The 17861-nt window shown below is 35.0% G+C and carries 20 protein-coding genes, 1 riboswitch and 1 other annotated feature; of the genes, 14 read left to right on the forward strand and 6 right to left on the reverse strand.

The window, feature by feature from the left end:
* Nucleotides 1-17: 17 nt before the first annotated feature.
* Together DN392_RS30470 and DN392_RS19975 are read right to left on the reverse strand one after the other, a co-directional pair.
* Nucleotides 18-179, reverse strand: a complete 162-nt coding sequence (locus tag DN392_RS30470; RefSeq protein WP_179209979.1) for a hypothetical protein — start codon at nucleotides 177-179, stop codon at nucleotides 18-20.
* A gap of 101 nt (nucleotides 180-280) precedes the next feature.
* Nucleotides 281-1552: a murein hydrolase activator EnvC family protein gene (locus tag DN392_RS19975; RefSeq protein ID WP_048561375.1), complete on the reverse strand. Its 1272-nt coding sequence runs from the start codon at nucleotides 1550-1552 to the stop codon at nucleotides 281-283.
* A 493-nt stretch (nucleotides 1553-2045) separates the two neighbouring features.
* Here DN392_RS19975 and gltP point away from each other — a divergent pair, with 493 nt between their 5' ends.
* From gltP to DN392_RS20020, 9 genes are all read left to right on the forward strand, one after another.
* The gene (gltP, locus tag DN392_RS19980; protein ID WP_000821144.1) at nucleotides 2046-3320 is read left to right on the forward strand and encodes a glutamate/aspartate:proton symporter GltP; all 1275 of its coding nucleotides are present in this window, start codon (nucleotides 2046-2048) and stop codon (nucleotides 3318-3320) included.
* 66 nt (nucleotides 3321-3386) lie between these two features.
* Complete coding sequence (locus DN392_RS19985; protein WP_000824649.1) at nucleotides 3387-3905, forward strand: ribonuclease FAU-1 family protein; 519 nt, start codon at nucleotides 3387-3389, stop codon at nucleotides 3903-3905.
* Between the two features lie 120 nt (nucleotides 3906-4025).
* Nucleotides 4026-4132, forward strand: a riboswitch (SAM riboswitch).
* A 94-nt stretch (nucleotides 4133-4226) separates the two neighbouring features.
* Nucleotides 4227-5543, forward strand: a complete 1317-nt coding sequence (locus DN392_RS19990; RefSeq protein WP_000665482.1) for a Na+/H+ antiporter NhaC family protein — start codon at nucleotides 4227-4229, stop codon at nucleotides 5541-5543.
* 228 nt (nucleotides 5544-5771) lie between these two features.
* Nucleotides 5772-6128 (forward strand): lmo0954 family membrane protein, encoded by a 357-nt coding sequence (locus DN392_RS19995; RefSeq protein WP_000808635.1) that lies wholly within the window; start codon nucleotides 5772-5774, stop codon nucleotides 6126-6128.
* 56 nt (nucleotides 6129-6184) lie between these two features.
* Complete coding sequence (locus DN392_RS20000) at nucleotides 6185-6847, forward strand: PspA/IM30 family protein (protein ID WP_000814132.1); 663 nt, start codon at nucleotides 6185-6187, stop codon at nucleotides 6845-6847.
* Nucleotides 6848-6953: 106 nt separating this feature from the next.
* A complete protein-coding gene (liaF, locus tag DN392_RS20005; protein WP_000743885.1) occupies nucleotides 6954-7694 on the forward strand; it encodes a cell wall-active antibiotics response protein LiaF in 741 nt (246 codons plus the stop codon).
* Nucleotides 7694-8749: a sensor histidine kinase gene (locus tag DN392_RS20010; protein WP_000744323.1), complete on the forward strand. Its 1056-nt coding sequence runs from the start codon at nucleotides 7694-7696 to the stop codon at nucleotides 8747-8749. The genes liaF and DN392_RS20010 overlap by 1 nt, the downstream gene beginning before the upstream one ends.
* Nucleotides 8746-9378: a response regulator gene (locus DN392_RS20015; RefSeq protein ID WP_000598709.1), complete on the forward strand. Its 633-nt coding sequence runs from the start codon at nucleotides 8746-8748 to the stop codon at nucleotides 9376-9378. The genes DN392_RS20010 and DN392_RS20015 overlap by 4 nt, the downstream gene beginning before the upstream one ends.
* 56 nt (nucleotides 9379-9434) lie before the next feature.
* Nucleotides 9435-9773 carry a DUF3922 domain-containing protein gene (locus DN392_RS20020; RefSeq protein WP_164085695.1) on the forward strand — a complete coding sequence of 113 codons (339 nt, stop codon included), beginning with the start codon at nucleotides 9435-9437 and terminating at the stop codon, nucleotides 9771-9773.
* 23 nt (nucleotides 9774-9796) lie between these two features.
* Here the strand turns inward: DN392_RS20020 and brnQ3 are convergent, their stop codons facing one another.
* Nucleotides 9797-11152, reverse strand: a complete 1356-nt coding sequence (gene brnQ3 / locus DN392_RS20025; protein ID WP_074651079.1) for a branched-chain amino acid transport system II carrier protein BrnQ3 — start codon at nucleotides 11150-11152, stop codon at nucleotides 9797-9799.
* A gap of 56 nt (nucleotides 11153-11208) precedes the next feature.
* Nucleotides 11209-11467: a binding site (T-box leader), on the reverse strand.
* 271 nt (nucleotides 11468-11738) lie between these two features.
* Here brnQ3 and DN392_RS20030 point away from each other — a divergent pair.
* Nucleotides 11739-11948, forward strand: a complete 210-nt coding sequence (locus DN392_RS20030; protein WP_000880630.1) for a hypothetical protein — start codon at nucleotides 11739-11741, stop codon at nucleotides 11946-11948.
* 39 nt (nucleotides 11949-11987) lie between these two features.
* Here DN392_RS20030 and DN392_RS20035 read toward each other — a convergent pair whose 3' ends face one another.
* Complete coding sequence (locus DN392_RS20035) at nucleotides 11988-12764, reverse strand: class I SAM-dependent methyltransferase (protein ID WP_000026253.1); 777 nt, start codon at nucleotides 12762-12764, stop codon at nucleotides 11988-11990.
* 108 nt (nucleotides 12765-12872) lie between these two features.
* Here DN392_RS20035 and DN392_RS20040 point away from each other — a divergent pair, with 108 nt between their 5' ends.
* Entirely contained in the window at nucleotides 12873-13724 is an 852-nt protein-coding gene (locus DN392_RS20040) for a YhfM domain-containing protein (RefSeq protein ID WP_000824712.1), read from the forward strand.
* 107 nt (nucleotides 13725-13831) lie between these two features.
* Here the strand turns inward: DN392_RS20040 and DN392_RS20045 are convergent, their stop codons facing one another.
* A complete protein-coding gene (locus DN392_RS20045) occupies nucleotides 13832-14029 on the reverse strand; it encodes a hypothetical protein (protein WP_001053356.1) in 198 nt (65 codons plus the stop codon).
* Between the two features lie 150 nt (nucleotides 14030-14179).
* Here DN392_RS20045 and DN392_RS20050 point away from each other — a divergent pair, with 150 nt between their 5' ends.
* The 3 genes from DN392_RS20050 to hmpA all read left to right on the forward strand — a co-directional run bounded on the left by DN392_RS20050 (nucleotide 14180) and on the right by hmpA (nucleotide 17279).
* The gene (locus tag DN392_RS20050) at nucleotides 14180-15277 is read left to right on the forward strand and encodes a site-2 protease family protein (protein ID WP_000794473.1); all 1098 of its coding nucleotides are present in this window, start codon (nucleotides 14180-14182) and stop codon (nucleotides 15275-15277) included.
* A 114-nt stretch (nucleotides 15278-15391) separates the two neighbouring features.
* On the forward strand, nucleotides 15392-15910 hold the full coding sequence (locus tag DN392_RS20055; protein WP_000734814.1) for a hypothetical protein: 519 nt from the start codon (nucleotides 15392-15394) through the stop codon (nucleotides 15908-15910).
* Between the two features lie 160 nt (nucleotides 15911-16070).
* Nucleotides 16071-17279 carry an NO-inducible flavohemoprotein gene (gene hmpA / locus DN392_RS20060; protein ID WP_000947342.1) on the forward strand — a complete coding sequence of 403 codons (1209 nt, stop codon included), beginning with the start codon at nucleotides 16071-16073 and terminating at the stop codon, nucleotides 17277-17279.
* A gap of 31 nt (nucleotides 17280-17310) precedes the next feature.
* Here hmpA and DN392_RS20065 read toward each other — a convergent pair whose 3' ends face one another.
* A complete protein-coding gene (locus tag DN392_RS20065) occupies nucleotides 17311-17823 on the reverse strand; it encodes a Crp/Fnr family transcriptional regulator (protein ID WP_000600578.1) in 513 nt (170 codons plus the stop codon).
* Between the last annotated feature and the right edge of the window lie 38 nt (nucleotides 17824-17861).

The following is a 17861-nucleotide window of genomic DNA, read 5'->3' on the forward strand; positions in this document are numbered from 1 at the left end:
AAATCTCCGTCGTTTTATTATGTAGTAGGTGTATTTAATAAACGATTATACGCTTTATAGGCTGTGACGACTGCGATAAATGATCCGATTAAAAATAATGCTGAGCCGCCAAATGTAAATATTCGGCCAATGTAAGTTTCTCTAGCTTCTTCTATTTCTTGTTGTAATTGTGTATTCATATGATTCACCTCATAAAATATAGGCATGTAGTTGTAGTCTATGTGGAATGCCTATAGTGTGTGAAGTGGAAATAAAAAAACTCGGTATGCACCGAGTTTTTTTATAATCCGATATAAGGAGATGGATCAACTGCATTTGTCTTGCCGACATTCCATTCTCCAAGGTGAAGTTCGAAGTGTAAATGTTGTCCATATGATTGGCCAGTGTTCCCCATAAATCCAAGTTGAGTGCCTTGTTTTACGGTTTGTCCATTTGATACAGAACGGCTACTCATATGAGCATATACTGTCGTATATGTTTTTCCGTTTATACGGTGAGATAAGTACACAACGTTTCCGTAACTAGATGATAATTCCGAGCGGATAACAACGCCATCAGCAGCGGCAATAATTGGAACGGTTCCTGAAGCTGCGATATCGATTCCCTTATGGTTATCTATAGAGCGCACGCCAAACCCAGAAGTTTTTGATCCAGCTGCCGGCTTAATAAACCCGCCAATATTTGTATCGTGTGGTGTTGGAGCTGCTTGAGCTGTTTGAGCAGATGTAGTAGCTTGTTTACGAGCTTCTTCTGCCTTGCGAGCTTCCTCAGCTTTACGAGCCTCTTCGGCACGCTTTTCTTCTTCAATTGCTTTTTGAACAGCTTGACGCTGGTTTTCTAAAATACCTTTGGATTCTTCTAATCCTTCAATCTCTGAATCTACTTTTGCTACTTTCGTATGTAGATCGCTAATAAAGCTTTGCTGCTGTTGTTGGTTATTTTGTAATTCTTGCTGTTTTTGTTCTAATTTTTGCTCGGATTCTTTTAATTGTTGCTCTTTTTTCTCAACAGCCTCTTTTTCAGTTGCTACAGCATTTTGGTCAGTTGTTTGCTTTTTCACAATATCTGTATCGTTGTTTAAAATTAAACTTACAGAGTACATATTATCAACAAGATCAGCAATATTTGTAGAATTTGTTAATACCTCTGTAATGATATTTGTACGAGGTTTTTCTTGCATAGATTGTAAACGTTGCTTAATAACTTCCTGACGCGTATCTATGTTTGTTTGTAATTGCTCTATATGTTTCTTTTTTTCAGCGATTACTTGTTGTGTTTTACTAATTTCTTTTTTTGTATCGTTTAATTCAGCTTCGTTTTTATTAATAGAAGTAGTTAGGTCGTCGATTTTCTTTTGTAATTCTTGAATTTCCTTTTCTATTTGTTCTTTCTCGGCTGATTTATTTTGTAAGTCATTTTGTTTTCCTTCTAATTCAGATTGAATATTAGATAATTTATCTTGATTCGTTTCAGCGTATGCGGGTGAAAGAAACGGAGAAACAAAAATCGTTCCTGCTGCTAAAACACTGAACGCTGCAAATTTCTTTTTCATGGTTGTCTGGCTCCTTTCCCTATGAATGTTATATATCATAAGAAGAAGGGTGTCTATCGTTGTAACCATAATGTAAAGAAAATTTTATAAAATTGCTAAGTTTTGTCGGAATTTATCATTTTTCAACAGTATTTGTAATGGTGATTTTATTTTTTTAGTTTGTGCAACAAAGCTGTATTCTAGATTTTATCTGTAAAATAAAGGGAAACAATCGTGATTTTATATAGTGAAAATCAAGTTGAAAACCCACTAAAATACTAGTGAGGAATCGTTCTCATGTTAGGTTTTCTGACATGGGTTTTATTTTTGTCAAGAAAATTATTTGTGTTCAGGAAAAGTTATTTTGTTGTCAGATTTAATTTTTTGATTTATGATTTTTAACAGGGACAAAATGTAGTGAATTGTCGAATAATATGTAATACTCTTAATTTCAAGTTTTATAGATATAGAATGAGAGGTAGAGTGACACATCGAAGAGGGGGTTACAACAAATATGAAAAGAATAGGACTTGCATGGCAAATTTTAATTGGACTTGCCCTAGGTATCGCGGTGGGGGCAATTTTTTATGGCGATAGCACAGTTGTAGGGTACCTAAAACCAATTGGTGATATTTTTATCCGATTAATTAAAATGATCGTTGTGCCGATTGTTGTAGCAAGTATTGTTGTTGGAGTTGCTGGTGTTGGCGATGTTAAAAAACTAGGCCGATTAGGCGGGAAAACAATTCTTTATTTTGAAATTATTACAACAATTGCAATTGTTGTTGGTCTACTGGTAGCGAATATTTTCCAACCAGGAAAAGGCGTGAATATGGATCAATTAACAAAGACTGATATTTCTAAATATGCAGAAACAACAGCTCAAGTACAAAGTCATTCGTTTGCAGATACATTTGTGAATATCGTTCCAACGAATATTATGAAATCATTGGTTGAGGGCGATATGCTTGCGATTATCTTCTTCTCTGTACTATTTGGTTTAGGAGTTGCGGCGATTGGTGAAAGAGGAAGACCGGTTCTGCAATTTTTCCAAGGTGTAGCAGATGCGATGTTTTACGTGACTAACCAAGTTATGAAATTTGCACCGTTTGGTGTATTCGCATTAATTGGTGTAACAGTTTCGACGTTTGGTTTATCTTCATTAATTCCATTAGGGAAATTAGTCATAGTTGTATATGGTGCGATGATTTTCTTCGTTGTAGTCATACTAGGACTTACAGCGAAAATATTTGGAATTAACATTTTCCAATTCTTTAAGATTTTAAAAGACGAACTGATCTTAGCATACTCTACAGCAAGTTCAGAAACAGTTTTACCGAAAATCATGGAGAAAATGGAGAAGTTCGGTTGTCCGAAGGCAATTACATCTTTCGTTATTCCGACAGGTTATTCATTTAACTTAGATGGATCAACTTTATATCAAGCAATTGCAGCTATTTTCTTAGCGCAAATGTACGGTATTGATTTATCCATTACACAACAAATTACATTATTACTCGTATTAATGGTTACATCAAAAGGTATTGCGGGTGTACCGGGCGTATCATTCGTTGTATTATTAGCGACACTTGGTACAGTAGGTATTCCAGCTGAAGGTTTAGCCTTTATCGCTGGTATTGACCGTATTTTAGATATGGCTCGTACAGCAGTTAACGTTGTAGGTAACTCTTTAGCAGCTGTAGTTATGTCTAAGTGGGAAGGTCAGTATGACGCTGAAAAAGGACAAGCTTATTTGAAAGAGATTTCTGAAAAAGGTCAAGCAGCTTAATTATAATTTGAACAAGCTCTCACATAATATGTGGGGGCTTTTCTATATAGAAGGGGAGCGGACGTAATGAAACGTAAATATGGTGACGGTTCTTCGTGGAAGCGACTAATAGAGAAGGATTATGTGGTTAAGCAAGTGGAAGAAGGAATGCTAGGAATATTAGAAATAAAAAAGGTAAGAGAACCTAGTTGTAAAGAATATGATGGTAAAGAACTTTGTATCGCAGGGAATCAATATACGTGGATTCAATATTTCATAGACGGGAAAAATTTTGCGATTACAGCTATGTTAGATGATCAGAAAAAATTAGTGCAATATTATATCGATGTGGCGAAAGAATATGAAATAGATGAACGTGGTTTACCGTATTTTGATGATTTATATTTAGATGTAGTGTTATTACCGAACGGTAAAATGTATATATTGGATGAAGATGAGCTAGAGGATGCTTATAAAAGTGGCGATGTTACAAAAGAAGAGTATGAGTTAGCTTGGTACACTACGAAATGGATAATAGATGCAATAAAAAATAGCGAATTTTATTGGATTTCAATATTGGAAGAAGAAATCAAAAAGTTAAAATGATTGTTGTATTCAAATTTTTGTATAATTACCAAAAAAATCTATACAAAAAATAATTGACTTTTGTTTTGTAAGCGAGTAAAGTTAGGGGAGAAATTATTATTAAAAAATAAATATGAAACCTTCTTATAAAGAGAGGCGGAGGGACTGGCCCTACGATGCCTCGGCAGCGGACTCGATTTCAGAGTGCTGTGCCAAATCCAGCAAGCATTGTGCTTGAAAGATGAGAAGAGCGTTCCTTATAGATGTATAAGACCTCTTCTCATTGGAAGAGGTCTTTTGTTATTCATTAGAAAAAGGTTGAAACTAGGGAGAGATGGTACTTTGAAAGAAACGAGAGGAAATGGTTTGGCTTTATTACCACTTGGGATATTTTTGGCGCTATTTATTGGTTCTGGAATTATTACAGGTGATTTCTATAAATTGCCGATACTTGTAGCAATTTCAATTGCTGTAGGAGTCGCTTTAGCAATGAATCGTAAAGAAAGTTTTAATGTAAAAGTAGAACGATTCGCTAAAGGTGCAGGGAACCCGGATATTATGATTATGGTTTTAATTTTTGTACTGGCAGGAGCGTTTTCTGAAACGGCAAAAGGGATGGGTGGCGTTGATTCTACAGTTAACTTAGCGTTATCCATTTTACCGCAAGGATTTATCGTAGCTGGAATTTTTGTTATAGGGGCATTTATTTCATTAGCAATGGGAACTTCAATGGGAACAATTGCTGCATTAGCACCAATTGCTGTAGGTATTAGTGGACAAACTGATATCTCAATTGCACTTACGATGGCTACTGTTGTTGGCGGGGCGATGTTTGGTGATAATTTATCATTTATTTCAGATACAACAATCGCAGCTGTACGTTCACAAGGAACGGAAATGAAAGATAAGTTTAAAACGAACTTTTTAATTGTATTACCAGCAGCTATTATTACAATTGTACTATTAGTAATCGTTACTTTAGGAAGCGACACGCAGATTAAAGCGCATAGCTTTGACTGGATAAAGATTTTACCGTATGCAGGAGTACTTATTACAGCATTACTTGGTTGGAATGTACTTATTGTGTTAACTGGTGGAACTGTACTATCTGGCGTTATCGGTCTTTTAGATGGGAGTTACACATTAGAGAGTTTCTTTAAAAGTGTAACGGCTGGAATGGGCGGTATGATGGAGTTAGTATTACTTGCTATTTTAATTGGCGGTATGGTCGAACTGATTCAATATAATGGTGGCATTCAATATTTAATGAATATTTTAACGCGTAACATTCGTTCAAAAAAAGGAGCAGAGTTCGGTATCGCTGGCTTAGTGAGTATGACGAATATGTGTACAGCAAATAATACGATTTCTATTATCTTTACAGGTCCGCTTGCGAAAAACATTGCAGATCAATATGAAATTGATCCTCGTAAATCAGCGAGTGTATTAGATCTTTTCTCATGCTGTGTGCAAGGATTAATTCCGTATGGTGCGCAAATGTTAACGGCAGCAGGATTTGCGGCGTTATCTCCGATTGAATTGTTACCATATGCGTTTTATCCGATTTTAGTTGGAGTATGTGGAATTATTTCTATATTAATTGGTTTCCCGAAGTTTTCTAAAGTAGCGGGAAAGAAAGAGTATCACAAAACAGCATAATTTAAAATGAAGTTTATGAATAATAACGAAAGCCGTACAGAGAATGTTCTCTGTACGGCTTTTTTTTGCGATAAAAGAGTGAATCATCCTATCCTACCGCATATTTTTACAAAAGGCTGAATGCAACTCAGTCTTAAGTCTGAGTCGAAAACGGTTCTTAAGCTCGTTATGGAAAAGTGAAAAAATAGTTAAGATAAGAGTATCAAATCGAAGGGAGGCAAGCACAAGATGAAACAATTTCTAGCGTTTATCGCGGCTGGTATTTTAGCTTTAATTGCTCTTGGCAGTCTTGCTGGTATTATAGGATTCGCAATTGGAGCAGGAGTTGTGTACTGGAGCTATAAATCATTTGTGCGAGCACAATCATTTTTTGGAAAGTTAGCTTGGGGTATTGTTGGTTTGATCGGCTTGTCCATCGCCCTTTCTCATTCCCCAGCATTAATCGGTATCGCAGCATTAGTAGTTTTATACTACGGATACCGTGAGTGGAAAAAAGAAAAAAATGTAGTTGTTGATTCTGCAACAGAAAGTTCTAAACCATATAGCAACTTTGAAGATGAGTGGAACAAGTTAATGAAAAACTAATAAAAAATTAATAAAAACCAAATCAAATTGATAAAGTAGAAGAGAGGAAGATTATAATGAAACAATCTTTATTCGGACGTGTACGCGATGCAATTTTAGCAGATTTTCATAATGTGTTAGATGAGAAAGAAAGAAAAAATCCAATCGCGATGTTAAACCAATATTTACGCGATAGTGAGCGTGAAATAACAAAAATTGAGAAGTTAATTGAGCGCCATAAAACATTAAAATCTAATTTCGCTCGTGAGCTTGAGCAAGCACGTTATTTCGTTAATAAAAGATCAAAGCAAGCGATCGTCGCTCAAGAAGCAGGCGAATTACAACTACATGAGCGTGCGTTACAAGAAGTAGCGTATTATGAAGGGCAAGTAACTCGATTAGAAGAAATGTATGCAGGTGTTGTAGATCAAATTGATGAGTTAGAGCGTCGTCTTGCTGAGATGAAAAATAAATTAAAAGAAATGCACGCAAAACGTATGGAATTAATGGCACGTGAAAATATGGCACATGCAAATCGTCGTATGAATACAGCGATGCATAAAATGGATGAAAATAATCCGTTCTTACGCTTTGAAGAAATTGAAGATCATATTCGCGACTTAGAATCTCGTATAAATGAGGAGCATGAACGTGACACATTTGATATGAAGATTGCAAAGCTTGAGCGTGAAATGAAAGAGAAGAATGATGTATCGTTAACGAAAGAGTTAACAAAATAATAGTAGTATATTATAAAACAGGCTTATGATATAGTGATAGGAGAAAAGGTGTTGGAAAGCAATGCCTTTTCTTCTATGTATATGTAACAAGAAGGGGGGAGCTGAAATGAAGAAACAATTTTCAAAAACACAATTAATGGGGATGCTCCTCATCATATTTGGATTCGGTCTTTTTCTTGATATGATACTTGGACATTTTGAACCAGGTGGTCTCATTTTTGCATTTATTATGCTTATGTTTGGAAGGCATTATCGTAAGAAGAATCGTTATGTAAGGGGAAATGTCTTTTTATTTGTTGGTGGTATCGTATTTTTATTCTTCTTATTTTCATCAGCAGCATTTGTTCTTGTCGTCTTTGCTTGTTTAGCTTTAATTGGTTATCAATTGATTCAACAAGGACATCAGAAAAAAGCAATGAAGGTTGAAATTAAAGAAAAAGGATATATAGATGAAGAGAAGCAAATTTATCGTACAGAACCATATTTAAAAAACATGTTTGTAGGTAATGTGCGAATGATGGATCATATTTATGAACTTGAGGATATTAATGTTCAATATGGTGCTTGTGATGTGGAAATAGATTTAACAACTGCTATGATTCCAGAAGGAGAAACGGTAATTGTTATCCGAGGTATCGTTGGTAATATTCGTTTATACGTGCCATATGATATTGAGCTGTCTTTAAATCATTCTGTTATTGTCGGACGTGTGCTCCTGCCAGGACATGAAGAGACAGGATTTAATCGTAATGTTACATTTAGAACAGAGCAGTATAAAGAAGCTCCTCGTCGTATTAAAATTATTTCTTCGCTTGTCGTAGGCGATACGGAAGTGAGGAAAGTATAATGAAGAAACAAAAAAATATTTCGTGGATGTATATTCGTTATTCTATGTTGTCTTCTGTTAGTATCGCACTCATTTGTACAATTGTATATGTATGGAAAAGCGAGCAACAAGTGTATGATTTATTATGGAAGGAATCCATCGCTTCTGTTCCAATTGGCTTGTTTATTATGACTACAAGTTTACTTATCGGGGGAATTGTAGGGTATGCAATCGGTTACTATATAGAGCAGCGTATACAAGGATTAAATACTTTTCTATTTGAAGTGGAGCGAGGGAATTTTCCGAGCGATGTTTCGTTTACTGCAGATGATGAATTTCATGAAGTAGAACGAAAAGTAATCGGTCTTGCTCGTCGATTAGAGGAGCAAGCTGGACTCTTTCAAAAAGTAACGAATGAACGAGCTCATTGGAATGAAGAGATGAGACAAGAAGCGATATCCCAAGAAAGGCATCGATTGGCGAGGGAGCTGCATGATTCTGTAAGTCAGCAGCTTTTTGCAATGTCGATGATGATGTCGGCTATTAATGAACAAGTAGCTGAAATTCCAGAAACGACAAACAAGCAGTTGCAGCTCGTTGAAAATATGGTTGTAAATGCGCAATCAGAAATGAGAGCATTGCTTCTTCATTTACGGCCTGTACAATTAGAAGGTAAGAAACTGACACAAGGTATAGAGGAATTATTGACGGAATTATCGCGAAAGCAACATATGAAAATTGAATGGCTAATCGAGCCAATAGAATTGAAAAAAGGTGTAGAAGATCATTTATTTCGTATTGTGCAAGAAGCTTTATCCAATACTTTACGACATGCGAAAGCGAAGAAAACGGAAGTACGTCTTCGGAAAATTGATCAATATGCAATTCTAAAAATTATTGATGATGGCGTTGGATTTGAAGTCGGAGTGAATAAGGCTGGTTCATATGGTTTAAGATCAATGCAAGAGCGTGTTCATGAAATTGGTGGGACATTAAAAGTACTTAGTTTCCCGGCTAAAGGGACGCAAATAGAAGTAAAAGTACCGATTATGATTGAGAGAGGGGGAGAATCATGATAAAAGTGTTACTTGTTGATGATCATGAAATGGTTCGAATGGGTGTATCAGCATATTTATCAACGCAGCCAGATATCGAAGTAGTTGGAGAAGCTGAAAATGGAAGAAAAGGTTCAGAGTTAGCACTGCAATTAAGACCAGATATTATTTTGATGGATCTTGTCATGGACGAGATGGATGGGGTTGAAGCAACACGTGCTATTATTCAGGAATGGCCAGAAGCGAAAATTGTAGTTGTAACGAGCTTTTTAGATGATGAGAAATTGTACCCTGTTATTGAGGCTGGAGCGACAAGTTATTTATTAAAAACATCAAGAGCAAGTGATATAGCAGACGCTGTACGAGCTACTTATGATGGAGAAACGGTATTAGAGCCAAAAGTTACTGGTAAAATGATGTCTCGTATGCGTCAGAAGAAAGAACAACCTTTGCACGAGGAGTTAACAGAAAGAGAGTCTGAAATTTTGTTATTAATTGCAGAGGGGAAAAGTAATCAAGAGATTGCAGATGAATTGTTTATTGCCCTCAAAACAGTAAAGACACATGTGAGTAATATTTTAAATAAGCTAAATGTCAGTGACCGGACACAGGCGGTTATTTATGCGTTTAGACATCAATTGACGAAATGATAAAGTGAAACTTTAATCAGTGGGGGGCTATCCCACTGATTATTAGTTTACGCCAAATTTTTTTATTGACGTTAATAAATGTAAGCGTTATCATTAAACTGTTAACAGTACATACAAAGGGGAGAGAGTGTATGTTAGTTCAAACGATATTTGGCATGGATAAGTCTAAAAAATTAGGGGATTATGTGAACGCATTACAAGCGCTTTGTGAACAATATAATGTTGAAACAGATAAAATTGCAATTGTTGAGGCGACAGAAGAGTACTATTTATTTTTAGTAAAGCAAGAAGATTGCTACGATGTTGTCAAAGTAGAAACAGTGGATACAAATATCGACTATTATACGAAAGCGTATAAAATAAGCAGTTTTAATCATACTGCTTATCAAAAGTAAAAAACTCCCTTTCGGGAGTTTTTTTAGGATGCTTTTACTTCGCGAGAATCGGTTATTAAGGGAACTTTTTTCGCACCGCTTAACTTAGCGATTGTAAGGCCGATAATAGCCCCGGCTAATGCTGGTATTAGCCAGCCAATTCCTTCATTATATAAAGGGATAAATTCAAAATATGGTGTGATAAATGAAACTGAAATGCCACCTTGTTTTAATCCGTCAAATACGCTTACGATTGCTGCTCCAATTAAAGCACCTACATAAACAGAGCGATATCCACCGAAATATTTATGAAGTAACGATAGTAGAACGAGTACAATTGCAACTGGATATACAACAAGTAGAATTGGAACAGAGATGGCAATAATTTTCGTTAAACCTAAGTTGGCAACTAATAATCCTAACGCACAAATAATAATCGCGAACATTTTGTATGAAAATTTAGTCAATAATGTTGAGAAATATTGACTACACGCAGATACAAGTCCAACACAAGTCGTTAGACAAGCGAGTGTAACGATTAGAGATAATAGAAGTAAACCGTATGGACCGAATAATTGCTGTACGATAACAGTAAGTAATTGTCCGCCATTTTGTGCATATCCGAGCGAGACGCTAGTTGCACCGAGCCAGCCAAGTGCACCATATACAAGTACGAGACCAGTAGCGGCAATAAGTCCTGCTTTCGTTGTTGCGATGGCAATGGATTTACGATCACTCACACCTTTAGAGCGAATGGCATTTACAACGATAATTCCAAATGCAAGCGCAGAAATGGTATCCATCGTTAAGTATCCTTCCATAAAGCCTTTGAATATTGGAGAAGTTTGATACTCTTGCATCGCTGGTCCTGATTGCCCGAGTGGTGTAAATACACTTTTAACAAATAGTAAGAAAATAGAGAGTAATAAAATAGGTGTTAAAATATTTCCGATGCGATCGACAAGTTTAGATGGATTTAAACTAAGCCAAAATACGATAGCGAAGAAGACGACTGTGTATAAAAATAGTGCTAGGTTACTAGAACGAATTGTTTCTGGTAAGAAAGAACTAACACCCATTTCATAAGCGACATTTGCAACGCGTGGAATTCCCATAGAAGGACCGATTGCGATGTATACAACTACAGTAAAGAAAATTCCGAATAATGGGTGAACATGACTTGCGAGTTGTTGCATGCCGCTTCCTGATAAAGAAATTGCAATAACAGTTAATAATGGTAAACCGACTCCTGTTAGTAAAAATCCAATCATTGCCGGCCAAAAGTTTTCACCTGCATTTTGTCCAAGCATGGGAGGGAAAATTAAATTACCTGCCCCAAAAAATAAAGAAAATAGCATAAGACCCGTGAAAAAAATATGTTTTTTTGATACAGTGTTCATTGTTTTTCCTCCTTTTTTAAATTCATTTGTAAGAACACAAAAAACTCGTCCCTAAAGAAAGGGACGAGTTATATTTACCCGCGATACCACCCTAATTTATACATGTAGAAATGAGTCTATATGTATACGGCTTTACAACGTACAACATGATACGTGTTCCTTGTAACGGGGGACAGCCGGTAAGAACTTACTGTAACATTCGGTTCTACTTCTCGGAGATGATTTTCGGTTACGCACTGAACGTTGGCTTTCAGCAAATCGCCAACTCTCTGGGGGACAGTCCTATAACGTACTCGTTCTCGTCAATGAATTTTTATTCAAGTATTCTGACAGTATTGTCACATGTTTTTTTTTGAAAGTCAACATTTTTTTGAAAGATGTATTTATATATGGAAATATCGAATGTGATATTCGTTATTGTAAAGGGAATGGTGAATTGTAAAACGGGAGTAAAAAGTTGTAGAGAATTGTAAAACTTATAGAGAAAGTTGATATTTATAGGAGTAAAGAAGGTATTGTTTGAATTTACAGAGAATAATACAACAATCCACTTGCTGGAAAGAACAAACCAAAAGAGGTGACTGGAATGCTTGCGATGGGAGTATTATTTGGCATTATTGCTATAATTGGTTTTATGTGGTTATATTATTCGCGTTCGTTTAAACAAGCAGAAGTTTTACTCTTTCAAAAAGGTAGTTTGTTGACAAATCAGTCTAGATATTTAGTATGTCCGAAGTGTGGAAGTGCACAGGCCAGAAGTGGAGGATATCAAGAGTGTTGCAAAATTAGATTATGAAAGAAGGAAGCCTCACATTATGTTGTGAGGCTTCCTTCCTTACAATTTCATGGCGCTCCAAATTGTCCACCGATCTCTTTCGATAATAGGAGAGATACTTTGTAATGCGGTCTGGATCTGTTGTAGAAGTTGAGAAAGTTCATGATCTGTTAATTCATATAGAATGGATCGACCTGTTCGAGGTGATAAATCTTGTAGCAATGCTTCTACAGAATCATGTATTTTTCGTACTTCCCATTGTGTTTGAGAGGGGAACACGTGAAGAAAATGTTTTTGTAATTCTTGCTGTATCGTGGTGGTTTTTGGCCGCCTTTTTGATTCTATTTCAATGAGTTTTGGAAAGGTAGAGAAAAAATATCCACGAATGTGTTCGGGGCTTCCAGGAATTGTACAATCTTCAATAGTTCGGTCTTGTACAATAAGTACACCGTTTTTCTTTAATATACGAGAAGCTTCACGTAGAAATGTAGGAATGTCTTGTAAATGATGAATCACTGCGCGCGAAATAACAATGTCGAATGTATCATTAGGATATGGGACGCTATGTGCATCACCGTGAATGAATGAAATATTTGGAAAGCCGCTACAATTTTCTTTTGCAGCTTGTAATATTTCTTTTGAAAAATCAAGTCCAATGACATTTTTGGCCCCCATAAGAGCAAGTTCTTTCGTATAAATCCCGCCACCACAGCCGATATCAATTATTTGCTTGTTTTGTATATTTGTAATACTTGTTATCATTTCTCCCCAAGAAATATGGGCGTTTCGCTGTGCGTATGTGTATTTATTATTTGCATCGTGAAAATTAATGGACATGAAAAAGACCTCCTTTCAATACTTAGTATAGCGTATTTTATAGTGTGTCACGTTTTTGTTTTTTATATGAAGAGTATAAGAATTTCTTATTGTAAAAGGAGGATTAAGTTGAAAAGGAAATATGTATTATTGTTATTTGCTATGTTACTAGCGTCTTGTGGTCAAGTAGAGCAAAAAAAAGAAACAAAAAAAGTGGAAGAGACGGTGAATGAAGTGAAAGAAACGATAGGGGTAACCGTTATACAAAAAAAACATAAAGAGAAAAAGTTACAGGAATCAGAAGCTAAGTTAGTAATAGACATTATAGATAAAACGGAAAAACAAGAAGTAACAGGTAGTTTTGGTGAACCGGAATATGAAATACAAATTAATAGGGGTGGAAAAAAAGAAACATATTATGCATGGCTAAGAGGAGAAGACAGAAGAGGATGGATACAATATAAAAAAGCTATGTATATGCTGAATAAAAAAGATACAGAAAAGCTTTTGGCTATATTTCCAAATGTTTTAGAACAAAAAGAAGATGAGATGCAGGTAGGTCCTTTAACGGAAGTAACAAAAAAAGATTTGCAGATTACTGCGTTTCATATTAAAGCAGGCGATCAAAAAGTGAATTATACGGTGCGGTATACGATTTCACAATCACTATACAACAAGTTAGAGAAGGAACAAGAGTATTATTTACAAGTCGTTTTCCCAGAAAAAGTTCAAAAATTAATTGGAGCAAAAGAGAGTGAAAAAATTTCAGGTGAAAAGGTAAAGGAAGGGTATAAACAATATGAATTGCATGCTACTGTTCCGGTAAAAGATGCTTCAGAATCACAATTAAAGTCATTAGAAACATATTATGAAAATTATGATTTGAAAATATTAAATAGCAAAAAAGAAAAAATAGGTGTTTTTCAAAATATCATTCAAATTGTTAAAGAGTATGGTGAAAAAATGGATTTACAAAGATAAAATGAAACTTTAATTAGCCCTTACGGATCGGGATGAAGGTAATTAGTAAAGTTTATATGGCCTTTCCTAGGAAATGATAATAGAGAGGGGGTTTTTCCCCCTCTCTATTACTTTGCTTTTGCAGATGGCTCATTCATTGATTTTCGTGTAATAAGAAAAGAAATCATAAGAGCGGAAAGGATGACAAGGGCAATAAATACGTGATTGGGCAACAAATCTAATAATAATACGTAACTAACGGTATAAAAAATAAGAGTTGAAGCTAAAAACGATAGAGCGCCTATTATGAGAGATTGTAAATTCATTTGCAAACACCTCCTTATATTTATATTTTTGGCTAAAAATGGATTAAATAAACATTATTTCTAACGATAGAAAAAAATATGTCATAATAGAGAAAAGAATAGTTTTGATGAATAAATATGATTCATTAATGAGAGATAAAGGAGAGGAATATGAAAAATAATAAAAAAGGATTATGGGGAATTATTGTTGCAATAGGGCTATTTTTACTTTCTAAGTTAAAGTGGGTATTTGCAATTTTTAAACTAGCAAAGTTTTCAACGGTATTTAGTATGTTTCTATCACTTGGAGCATACGCGGTTATATATGGTTGGAAATTTGGGGTAGCGCTCATTTATTTGTTGTTTATTCATGAAATGGGCCATTTATGGGCTGCGAAAAGAAAAGGTATACCAACATCGCCAGCAATATTTATTCCATTTATGGGCGCTCTTATTGGGATGAAAGAGATGCCGAAAAATGCAAAAGATGAAGCTTACATCGCCTTCATGGGACCTCTTTTCGGATTGTTGTCATTTTTACCTGCGATTCCACTTTATATAATAACGAAAGAGCCATTTTGGGCATTAATTATTTTACTTGGAAGTATGATTAACTTCTTTAACTTGATTCCGGTTTCTCCATTAGATGGTGGACGAATTATCTCAGTTGTAAGTACAAAGATTTGGGGAGCGGGTCTTATTGTATTGCTCTGTTATGCCATTTACTTTAAAAGTATTTTGGGAGGATTTATTTTTATTATCGGCTGTATGGAATTATATAGAGTAATAAAGAGAGATGAGCCAATTAAGGAATTAGGATATAGAATTGATGGAATGAAAGAATATGTTGCAAGACTTGAAGAGGAGTTAAAAGAAACAGGTGCGGTGCATCGAAATATATATATGATGCAACATGAAATAAATATATTAAGGCAAAAAGAAAGAGAGAAAGAATTAAAAGTAGGAGAACTTCAAAAGATTGAAGTGTTAGAGCATCTTTTACCAAAGTTTGAGCCGCTTGATTACGTTCCATATGAAGATGAAAAAGAAACGCATACAATTCATATAAGAGAAGCATTTGAAATGTCAGAAAGAAAATTACAGGAATGGGAGACAGAAAAGAGACAACAGGAAAACTATTATAAAGTTGATATGAAAACAAAATGGACAGTCTTTGCTTGTTATATCGGATTAATGGCTATACTCGGTTACACAGCTTATGAAGGGTACATTGTTTTACAAGAACATTTACCAACGAGAAATGTATAGAAAAATATTGTCGAAATGATAGGAAGAATTTATACAGGAATTATATTTCTACGAGAGAATGTTACAAGTATAGTCATACATTGTAATATCTTTAGTAGAGAAGGAGTTCTGTATATGAAGAAATTGTTAATTGTATTCGGGATTATTATCGTAATGATCATTGCGAGCTATAGTCTTATGAAATTGCTATTACATTATGCGAATAAGCCTGCTGAGGTAAGTACAATAGCTCAAATAGAAGATGTGCAAGAAGAGACAAAAGTGCTAGATTTTATTCGTATGACGCATGAAAGTTATAATAATTTCTTAAATTACGGTAAAGCAGAGAATTATACAGAAGGGGACTGGAACCAATTTAAACAATGGTTTCAACAACAAGAATCATCTTTAAAAAATATACATACAGAAATAAAGAATGAAAAAATAAAACGTGATGTAAATAGAAGCTATGAAATTGTAAAAAAAGGTGTGGAACTTCAAAATATTGAGTATGTAGTTTATGCACATCGTGTATACCATGACTTAGATATTATAGTAAATAAATATAGAGGTGAAACGAACATCTGGGGGTATACAGAGTTTGGAGATGGAAAAGATATAAGGGTAATTGAACAAGCTATACAGTCCAAATAATAAGCTAGCTAGAAATTCTAGTTGGCTTATTTTCTTTTGTAAGTGCAATGTTCATATATTATTCACAAAAACACCGTGTTAATAGTGATTAAAATCACAATATGTACTATACAATTCAGTTAAACTAAAAACAGTTAAGGAAATAGAGGAGTGGGATACAATGTTAAGTGCAAAAACAATTGAAATCGTAAAGTCAACAGTACCATTATTACAAGAAAAAGGCGTTGAAATTACAACGAGATTTTATCAAATTTTATTTTCGGAACATCCGGAGTTATTAAATATTTTCAACCATACAAATCAGAAAAAGGGAAGACAACAACAAGCGCTAGCGAATGCTGTTTATGCAGCTGCAACGTATATTGATAATTTAGAAGCTATTATTCCGGTTGTAAAACAAATTGGTCATAAGCATAGAAGTTTAGGTATTAAAGCAGAGCATTACCCGATTGTAGGTACATGTTTACTACGTGCAATTAAAGAGGTTGCAGGTGCACCTGATGAAGTTTTAAATGCATGGGGAGAAGCTTATGGTGTCATTGCTGATGCATTCATTAGCATTGAAGCAGAGATGTATGAAGAAGCGGCACATAAAGAAGGGGGATGGAAAGATTTCCGTAACTTTGTGGTTGTTAAAAAAGTTACGGAAAGCGACGTTATTACATCATTTTATTTAAAACCTGAAGATGGAGGGCAAGTTTCTTCATTCATCCCAGGACAATATGTAACGATTCAAATAAATATAGAAGGTGAAACGTATACACATAATCGTCAATATAGTTTATCAGATGCTCCTGGAAAAGAATATTATCGTATTAGTGTAAAGAAAGAAAAAGGTGTAGATACAACGGACGGTAAAGTATCTAACTACTTACACGATCATGTAGCAGAAGGGGATATGTTACCAGTAAGTGCACCAGCAGGAGATTTCGTATTAAATATGGATTCAACATTACCAGTTGTGCTAATTAGTGGTGGAGTAGGTATTACACCAATGATGAGTATGCTAAATACATTAATTGAACAAAACTCAAAACGTAATGTATGTTTTGTTCATGCAGCGATAAATAGTAATACACATGCAATGAAAGAACACGTTGAGGCAGTAGATAATGAATACGAACAAGTTAAAGCATACACTTGCTATTCTGCACCAACTGAAAAAGATTTGGAAATGAAGAACTTTGATAAAGAAGGTTTCATTGAAGCTGAATGGTTACAAACTATTATTCCGACAACTGAAGCAGAATTTTATTTCTGTGGTCCCGTACCATTTATGAAGCATATAAATGCTGCACTAACTAATTTAGGTGTGGAACAAGAGCATATTCATTATGAATTTTTCGGTCCAGCAGCAAGCTTACAATAGATGAAGTTTGAAATAAGTAAAAAACGAGGTATTATTTTACCTCGTTTTTTATTTGTTCTCGTAACAGCCGATTTACCGTTTCACGGCGTATACCTATGAGTTGACCGATTTCAGTTTGTGTTAATATTTCATATATAGGAATGTCACCTAAATATAGTGTGAACCATTCTTGTAAACGATGTAGACGTTCTTTCGGAGAGACGGTTGTCAATTGATCGATACGCTGTTGCATCATTCTTAATTTTGATTGTAGTTGCATAGCAATATTTGCATATGATGCAGGATTTGCCTGAAGTTGATCGTACCATTCATTACTAATTATAGGTTCAACTTCTGTTTTCATTAAAGCGATTGCTGTACCGTGATATTCCTTCGGTGAAATTAAAGAATGGTGAGGTATCGTTTCACCTGGAACGATAATGTTGAATAGAAATGGTGTTCCATCTTTTTCTATCCGTACTACTTTTAATAAACCTGTTTTTATAAAATATAAAGGACCGTCCTCGCCTTGACGGAATAGTACATCTCCTTTGTGTAGAATCAATGTTAGCCCCCCATTTAAACATTTCTATTTCTTCTATT

It is taken from the genome of Bacillus sp. BB51/4 (assembly GCF_008368845.1).
GTDB lineage: Bacteria > Bacillota > Bacilli > Bacillales > Bacillaceae_G > Bacillus_A > Bacillus_A wiedmannii.

Bases quoted from the DNA above. Each gene is read 5' to 3' on its own strand.
- DN392_RS30470 (WP_179209979.1), bottom strand. From the start codon at position 179: ATGAATACACAATTACAACAAGAAATAGAAGAAGCTAGAGAAACTTAC.
- DN392_RS19975 (WP_048561375.1), bottom strand. From the start codon at position 1,552: ATGAAAAAGAAATTTGCAGCGTTCAGTGTTTTAGCAGCAGGAACGATT.
- gltP (WP_000821144.1), top strand. From the start codon at position 2,046: ATGAAAAGAATAGGACTTGCATGGCAAATTTTAATTGGACTTGCCCTA.
- DN392_RS19985 (WP_000824649.1), top strand. From the start codon at position 3,387: ATGAAACGTAAATATGGTGACGGTTCTTCGTGGAAGCGACTAATAGAG.
- DN392_RS19995 (WP_000808635.1), top strand. From the start codon at position 5,772: ATGAAACAATTTCTAGCGTTTATCGCGGCTGGTATTTTAGCTTTAATT.
- DN392_RS20000 (WP_000814132.1), top strand. From the start codon at position 6,185: ATGAAACAATCTTTATTCGGACGTGTACGCGATGCAATTTTAGCAGAT.
- liaF (WP_000743885.1), top strand. From the start codon at position 6,954: ATGAAGAAACAATTTTCAAAAACACAATTAATGGGGATGCTCCTCATC.
- DN392_RS20010 (WP_000744323.1), top strand. From the start codon at position 7,694: ATGAAGAAACAAAAAAATATTTCGTGGATGTATATTCGTTATTCTATG.
- DN392_RS20015 (WP_000598709.1), top strand. From the start codon at position 8,746: ATGATAAAAGTGTTACTTGTTGATGATCATGAAATGGTTCGAATGGGT.
- brnQ3 (WP_074651079.1), bottom strand. From the start codon at position 11,152: ATGAACACTGTATCAAAAAAACATATTTTTTTCACGGGTCTTATGCTA.
- DN392_RS20030 (WP_000880630.1), top strand. From the start codon at position 11,739: ATGCTTGCGATGGGAGTATTATTTGGCATTATTGCTATAATTGGTTTT.
- DN392_RS20035 (WP_000026253.1), bottom strand. From the start codon at position 12,764: ATGTCCATTAATTTTCACGATGCAAATAATAAATACACATACGCACAG.
- DN392_RS20045 (WP_001053356.1), bottom strand. From the start codon at position 14,029: ATGAATTTACAATCTCTCATAATAGGCGCTCTATCGTTTTTAGCTTCA.
- DN392_RS20050 (WP_000794473.1), top strand. From the start codon at position 14,180: ATGAAAAATAATAAAAAAGGATTATGGGGAATTATTGTTGCAATAGGG.
- DN392_RS20055 (WP_000734814.1), top strand. From the start codon at position 15,392: ATGAAGAAATTGTTAATTGTATTCGGGATTATTATCGTAATGATCATT.
- hmpA (WP_000947342.1), top strand. From the start codon at position 16,071: ATGTTAAGTGCAAAAACAATTGAAATCGTAAAGTCAACAGTACCATTA.